Source organism: Priestia sp. KCTC 13724 (assembly GCF_056820425.1).
Window position 1 is genome coordinate 51,417 of record NZ_JBXDLD010000090.1, and the last position, 6,170, is coordinate 57,586.

The window sequence follows — 6,170 nt, forward strand, 5'->3', positions numbered from 1 at the left end:
TGCAACCTCTGTTAGTTTTTAAATGTTTGTTTTATATAACCTTTTCCATTTTTAATTTCTACCTTGGCGAAAGCACCGTTCACAAGCGTAAGCTGAGGAGGCATATGCCCAAAGTCAAGATCATATGCAATAGGTACTTCAAGCTCTTTTAAAAGGGCTTCATACACATCTTCAGCTGTATAGCCTCCGACTGGATGGTTAGCAGTGCTTCGACCAAAAAGTATACCGCTACAATAATCAAACCAACCTGCTAGCTTCATTTGAACGAGTGTACGCCTAAGGTCTGTAGCTGATAGCTCACAGTTTTCAAAATACCAAACGAGCTTTTCACCCTGTAAAAACCTCTGCTGAAAGCTTTTAACATCCCCACATGGTGTGCCAATTGCATGACGGATTACGTCGATACATCCACCAAGTAACCTTCCTTCAATCACAAGCTCTTTGTTCCCAACCATTTTCCACTCGGTAGGTTCGGTTAAATGAAAGACGCAAGGAGATGGATTACTGTGCTGCCATTCTTTTTGAAAATAAGTAGAAGAGTACTGCGTAATACTCTTTCCTTCTTCAAGTTGTAATACTCGTTCCCACATCTTGGTCGTCTCATCCCAGTACTCGCCTCGCAAATCGACTAAATTTGGACCATGAGCTGTTGCAATACCGGTGTTTATGGTTAACGCAAATAGGAATAAGCTTGTATCAGAATAGCCTAAAACCCACTTTGGCTTAATTTCTTGAAATAAAAAGTGCTCAAAAATTTCAATCAAAAGCTCCCCACCCCAAGGCGGAATAATTAAATTTATTTCTTCGTTTTTGAGCATACTCATCAATTCATAAGCTCGCACTTTACCTGAAGCAGACTTTGCTTTTACCTGCGTCCAAACAGTTTGACCGCATTGAACCTTGTACCCACGCTCCTCCATTTTGTCACAAGCTGATTGAAACATCTTATGTAAAGCGTCTGGAACCCCCGAAGAAGGAGCGGTTACACCTATGGTAGCGTCATGCTTTAAACGCGGAAATTGAATCATTACTAGCACTCCTTTATTTCTCTCAGCCGAATATGTATTGTTCATTATACCATAATTAACTTTAACTGGGTTATTTTATCTTTATTTTCCTTTTTTTAAAAATCCCTCTTGACTTAAGGAAAATCCATCCATTATAATCATCCGTAAGCATTGATAAGGACATGAATAACTTTTCATTTCTACTCAGAGACTAGGGCCTTTGGCTGCGAGCCCTTTAGAAACAAAGTTGATTTACCACCTTTGAGCTATTGCGGGGAAATGCTTTGCAGACTATCCGTAATCGGGAAATCCGTTATCGTTTTTGAGCACGACGCTTATTTGTCGTGAAACTAGGGTGGTACCACGACCGCACTCGTCCCTTCTTTTGGGATGAGTGCGTTTTTTTATTTAATTATTGGGAGGAAAAAACATGAGAAACGCAAAACTTGAAAAACAAAACCATCAGCAGTTAGGAAAAGAGCTTGAACTCTTTTTGACTCTGGAAGAAGCACCCGGCATGCCATTTTTCTTACCAAACGGCATGGCCATTCGAAACGAACTTGTTAACGATTGGAAACAAAAGCATATTCAAGCTGAATATGCGGAGATTCAAACACCCGTTATGATGAAGCAACATTTATGGGAACAATCTGGACACTGGGACCACTATCAAGAAAATATGTATTTTTCAAACGTAGATGAACAGAGCTATGCCCTAAAGCCAATGAACTGCCCCGGCGCAATTTTATTGTTTAACAGCAAACGTAGAAGCTACCGAGAGCTTCCGGTTCGTTATGCTGAACTTGGACTCGTACACAGACATGAACTATCTGGATCTTTAAACGGTTTGTTTCGCGTTCGCTCATTTACGCAGGATGACGCACACTTATTTGTTACGCCTGCTCAAATTGAAGCAGAGCTTAATGGTGTCTTAAAGCTGGTTCATGAATTTTATGAGCAGTTTGGCTTTGAGTATAAGATAGAACTTTCAACTCGTCCTGAAAAACACATGGGAGACTTAAGCATGTGGGAACAAGCGGAAGCGTCTCTTGAAAATGTCTTAAAAGCAAGAGGGTTAGCGTACGATATTAATAAAGGAGACGGAGCGTTCTACGGGCCTAAAATTGATTTTCATATTTTAGACTCCCTTGGCCGAAGCTGGCAGTGTGGAACAGTTCAACTGGATTTTCAAATGCCTGAAAAATTCGACTGCACATATATCGGAGAAGATAACAACCCTCATCGCCCAGTAATGATTCATCGCGCAATTTACGGTTCAATCGAGCGTTTTATGGGTATTTTAATCGAGCATTATGGTGGAGACTTCCCTCTTTGGCTTGCACCTGTTCAAGTGAAAATTCTGCCGATTGCTGATGCTCATATAGACTACGCAAATGAAGTTGCACAGCGCTTACGTCAGCATGGAAGACGGGTTGAAGTTGATAGCCGAAAAGAAAAGATTGGCCTTAAAATTAGGGAAGCCACGCTAAGAAAAGCTCCTTATATCGTAATTGTCGGCGATCAAGAAGTAGCGAATAGCAGCCTTGCCGTTCGAAAACGCTCAGATAATAGCCAGCACTCCCTAAGCTTTGATGATTTTTTATTCGAGCTTGCGCAAAATAGATAAGAAGGAAGCGCTCAATATAACTATACTGAGCGCTTCCTTTTTTAAAACAGCAGTTCAAGCTGACGGCTTTTAGTAGTAAACCCCATGTTTTCATAGAACTTTATTGCACGTTCGTTAAATTCCAACACGTTTAGTTCAATAGCATCTACTGATTTTTCTCTGCCGTATTTAACAATTTCATTCATTAATAGCTTACCAATTCCTTTGCTTTGATGATCCTCACTAATACCGATGCTTCGAATGAATAAAGTGCACCGGTTTTTTAAAATGGGATTAGTATCTCTTGCCTTTTTAAAATCAAGGATGACATATCCAACGACAGACTTCTCTCGATCTCGTACGACTAGTAATTCTGTTTCAGTCGATTCAAGCCATTGTTGATATTCACCACGGGACAAGGTTGAATCCTTCTTCTCATATAAATCAGGCCTTCCTTTAATATGAAGCTTCTGCACTTGATTTTTCAGCTCTGAAAATGATAAAAAATCACTTTCAACTGCCTTCATTACGGAATATAGATTCATAGATTTTTCTCCTTTATTTTATTTTCAAAAAATAATGTACGTAAACGAGATTACTGCCCAAACGTTTTGTAGGCTATTGCATATACTTCTAAAGAAAAAGGAGGTATTGTTATGTATCAAAACCAACACGTATACACTGAGCACGATTTTCGCAGACCTTATGGCAGACCAGGCGGCTTCGGTCGTCCATTTGGCAGACCATTCGGACGTCCTTTCGGAGGACCATTTATCTTTGGAGCTCCGTTCTTAGGAGGATTAGCTGGCGGATTACTTGCTAGCTCTCTTTACGGTGGCGGCTTCGGCCCATACCCTTATCCACCATACCCTTACTATCCACCATATGGTTACTATTATTAAGAAGACATGGCTTATGCCATGTCTTTTTTACCTATTAGTAAATTTATACTCCTAAAAAAACCGTTCCCATAATCATATATACAATAGGAAACAAGAACATAGCTATATTTCTAACAATTGCTCCTTTAGCAAAGCCACTTTCTTTTCTCTTATAGATAGATAGGGCTAGCCAAAAGCCAATGAAACTTAAGACTAGAGGGAAAAAAATGACGACTCCTTGAATTTTCTCAAAAGTAACAACTCCTAGAAAGAAGTTTATAATTATGAAAAGCGGAATAATAAATAATAGATACGAAACGAATAGAATGACTGGTTTATTCATAAGCCCTCCTCCTACAGTTCAACTACCTTCATTAATACCTCGTATCGCGTATATGGTGAAAATGAGGTTTTAAGTGCCTGCTTTGCTCCCTGAACTGCTTGATCAACGTGATGTTTTTCAGCAACTGATACCTTTGCAGCTGTTTCCTGCGTGTATTTATCAAGAACATTCATTTCCTTTTTGGTCTCACTCCATTCGCCATCTACATATAATCCATATTGCTTTACGCTTGCCGTATTTACCATGTCTCCCATTCACCCAAATGTTTATTATCTCGTTAATTCAATATCATAATGGTACTTATCACTACGAAACTTTGTGGTTGTAAATTCAATAAGCTTATCATCAAAACCAAAGCTCAACCTTGTCATTTCCAAGAGCGCTTCTCCCGCTCGAATGCCTAACAAATCAGCTTCGTAAATGATAAACGATAACCATCTGGTCTATGACTCACTCGGAAAATCGTTACTTCTCCAGCTTTTAAGCCAAAGTCCATTGCCAAGCCAATCTTTCTGTTAGGATGAACACCAGCTGTGGCTCCAGTATCTGGACGGGCTAACGAATAAGCACCAGCTCCACAGTGCCAAAATACAGCTGAATTTTTCCCTTCGTCAATGTGAACCAAGTCTCCCAAATACGGGGCGTTTCCTTTTGCTAATTCTCTTAAGATAAACATGGAAATTGATCCATCAATATCAGATTCACATGATGTTACCATTCCATCCTCTGTGAACTGAGACAGAGTTGAGCACGATCTACTTCTCCAACCCACTCTGACTTTGAATTAGTAATGCATTCTTTAAATGCTTTTTGCAAATCTATTTTCTTTAAAGTAACACCAAGTGCTTGATGCAGCTCATCTTCATCAGCTTGTGAGAAGAAGAAACCAGGTGGAATTCATGCGCTTTTTAATCTATGTATTGATGTTTTTATTTTCATTCATTTCATTACAAAAATAAACCGTACATCCAATATTATCTTTATGATCTTTTACCAGCGTATCTTTAGAAAATGAGTGAATCGAACGATAAATAAGCCAATCTCCAGCACCACCCCCTACTAATAATGTTGAGATTGCTACTAGCATGCCGTTGCCAACTACCAATCCGATAATGAGCGGAACAAATCCTGTAAGAAGTACAGGCAGCAACAGTGCCATGCGAAAAGCACGCATTGAAATGGGGACCTTACAGTGTGCGTAACAAACCATATACTTCCAAATAAAACCAAACTTTAAATCTGTTAGCTTGACCTTCCCAAACCACAAAAAACCAACTCCATGAAGCAGTTCATGAAGAAAAATTAATAGAAAATAAAAACCGATAAACTTAAGCAGGGACATAAGAGTAATGGTAAACTCTACCCCCCAGAACCATGTGTAAACAACCGTACTAAGCAATACAATTCCTATTGTGTAATAAGAGGCTTTTCTATTAACATCCTTAGGATCTAAAACGATTGAAACTTCCTTCCCCAAAAAATTCACACCTTTCCATTTAACAACAATAAAAACGTATATAAGAACTTATTTTCAGCATAATGAATCCTTGGTGAAAGACTGCATATGATATAGCAAGTCCATATTAAGGAGGTGTCTCTAATAGAAAGCTGGTTAAACGTTATTGCCAATGTAGTTTTTCCAATTGCGGTCGCTTTTTATTTACTCATTAAAAGATTGATAATTTCACAAAGATTATCAACCGTATTGCCACTATCATTGAAGAGCAAAAAAAGGACGAGCAGTAAAACGTACAAGCTTTCCATTTTCAAATATTCAAAGAAACTGCCAACTAGATTATGATACTAGGTGGCATCTTTTTTAATTTCCTTGAAAAGTAGTTTGTACATCTCCCACCCCTGGAAGAGCAGATAAAATGACTTGATCTCCGTGATAGGTTAAAACATCTAAGTCGCCATCTAGCCATAGTGGAGCATCTAAGTCAAAGTAATGAACATTTGGATGTGCTGCTGCAAAGTGTGCTGCCGCTCCTACAGAAAAACAAGGTTCCATCATGCTACCAATCATACAACCCACACCGTTTGCTTCTGCAATACTCGCAATTTTCCATGCTTCGTTTATTCCCCCGCACTTCATAAGCTTAATATTTAATAAATCTACATAGCGCCCTGCGACAAGCTTTAACGCGTCCTTTACTGAAAACAAGCTTTCATCTGCCATAATAAGTGTAGAAACCCGATTAGTTACAAACTTTAGGCCATCTAAATCATAGGAAGGAACTGGCTGTTCAATAAACTCAATGTTAAACCTGAATTATTCATAGCTAACTAAAATCATTTCGTTTTTCAACTTTTGATCACGATGGTTTAAATTT

9 protein-coding genes, 1 pseudogene and 1 other annotated feature are annotated in these 6,170 nt (G+C 38.8%); of the genes and pseudogenes, 2 read left to right on the forward strand and 8 right to left on the reverse strand.

Annotated features, from left to right (window positions below; translation table 11 throughout):
- Window positions 1-11: 11 nt before the first annotated feature.
- Window positions 12-1,028 (reverse strand): S66 family peptidase, encoded by a 1,017-nt coding sequence (locus AC1UFB_RS13105; protein ID WP_061785809.1) that lies wholly within the window; start codon window positions 1,026-1,028, stop codon window positions 12-14.
- A 141-nt stretch (window positions 1,029-1,169) separates the two neighbouring features.
- Window positions 1,170-1,391 (forward strand) — a binding site (T-box leader).
- A gap of 46 nt (window positions 1,392-1,437) precedes the next feature.
- Between AC1UFB_RS13105 and thrS the strand changes: the two genes are divergently transcribed.
- Entirely contained in the window at window positions 1,438-2,634 is a 1,197-nt protein-coding gene (gene thrS / locus AC1UFB_RS13110; RefSeq protein ID WP_078989511.1) for a threonine--tRNA ligase, read from the forward strand.
- A 41-nt stretch (window positions 2,635-2,675) separates the two neighbouring features.
- Here thrS and AC1UFB_RS13115 read toward each other — a convergent pair whose 3' ends face one another.
- Window positions 2,676-3,158: a GNAT family N-acetyltransferase gene (locus AC1UFB_RS13115; protein ID WP_100347104.1), complete on the reverse strand. Its 483-nt coding sequence runs from the start codon at window positions 3,156-3,158 to the stop codon at window positions 2,676-2,678.
- Window positions 3,159-3,269: 111 nt separating this feature from the next.
- Between AC1UFB_RS13115 and AC1UFB_RS13120 the strand changes: the two genes are divergently transcribed.
- A complete protein-coding gene (locus AC1UFB_RS13120; protein ID WP_025910872.1) occupies window positions 3,270-3,515 on the forward strand; it encodes a hypothetical protein in 246 nt (81 codons plus the stop codon).
- 43 nt (window positions 3,516-3,558) lie between these two features.
- Here AC1UFB_RS13120 and AC1UFB_RS13125 read toward each other — a convergent pair whose 3' ends face one another.
- The 6 genes and pseudogenes from AC1UFB_RS13125 to AC1UFB_RS13150 all read right to left on the reverse strand — a co-directional run.
- Window positions 3,559-3,837 (reverse strand): hypothetical protein, encoded by a 279-nt coding sequence (locus AC1UFB_RS13125; protein ID WP_100347103.1) that lies wholly within the window; start codon window positions 3,835-3,837, stop codon window positions 3,559-3,561.
- 11 nt (window positions 3,838-3,848) lie between these two features.
- On the reverse strand, window positions 3,849-4,082 hold the full coding sequence (locus AC1UFB_RS13130) for an aldehyde dehydrogenase family protein (protein ID WP_025910871.1): 234 nt from the start codon (window positions 4,080-4,082) through the stop codon (window positions 3,849-3,851).
- A 24-nt stretch (window positions 4,083-4,106) separates the two neighbouring features.
- Window positions 4,107-4,208: a hypothetical protein gene (locus AC1UFB_RS13135; RefSeq protein ID WP_281998643.1), complete on the reverse strand. Its 102-nt coding sequence runs from the start codon at window positions 4,206-4,208 to the stop codon at window positions 4,107-4,109.
- Window positions 4,209-4,237: 29 nt separating this feature from the next.
- A complete protein-coding gene (locus AC1UFB_RS13140) occupies window positions 4,238-4,555 on the reverse strand; it encodes a hypothetical protein (RefSeq protein ID WP_482589387.1) in 318 nt (105 codons plus the stop codon).
- Window positions 4,556-4,750: 195 nt separating this feature from the next.
- Window positions 4,751-5,314 carry a DUF3267 domain-containing protein gene (locus AC1UFB_RS13145; RefSeq protein ID WP_100347102.1) on the reverse strand — a complete coding sequence of 188 codons (564 nt, stop codon included), beginning with the start codon at window positions 5,312-5,314 and terminating at the stop codon, window positions 4,751-4,753.
- 342 nt (window positions 5,315-5,656) lie between these two features.
- A pseudogene (locus AC1UFB_RS13150) lies at window positions 5,657-6,100 on the reverse strand (enolase C-terminal domain-like protein); the annotation flags it as partial.
- Window positions 6,101-6,170: the final 70 nt, after the last annotated feature.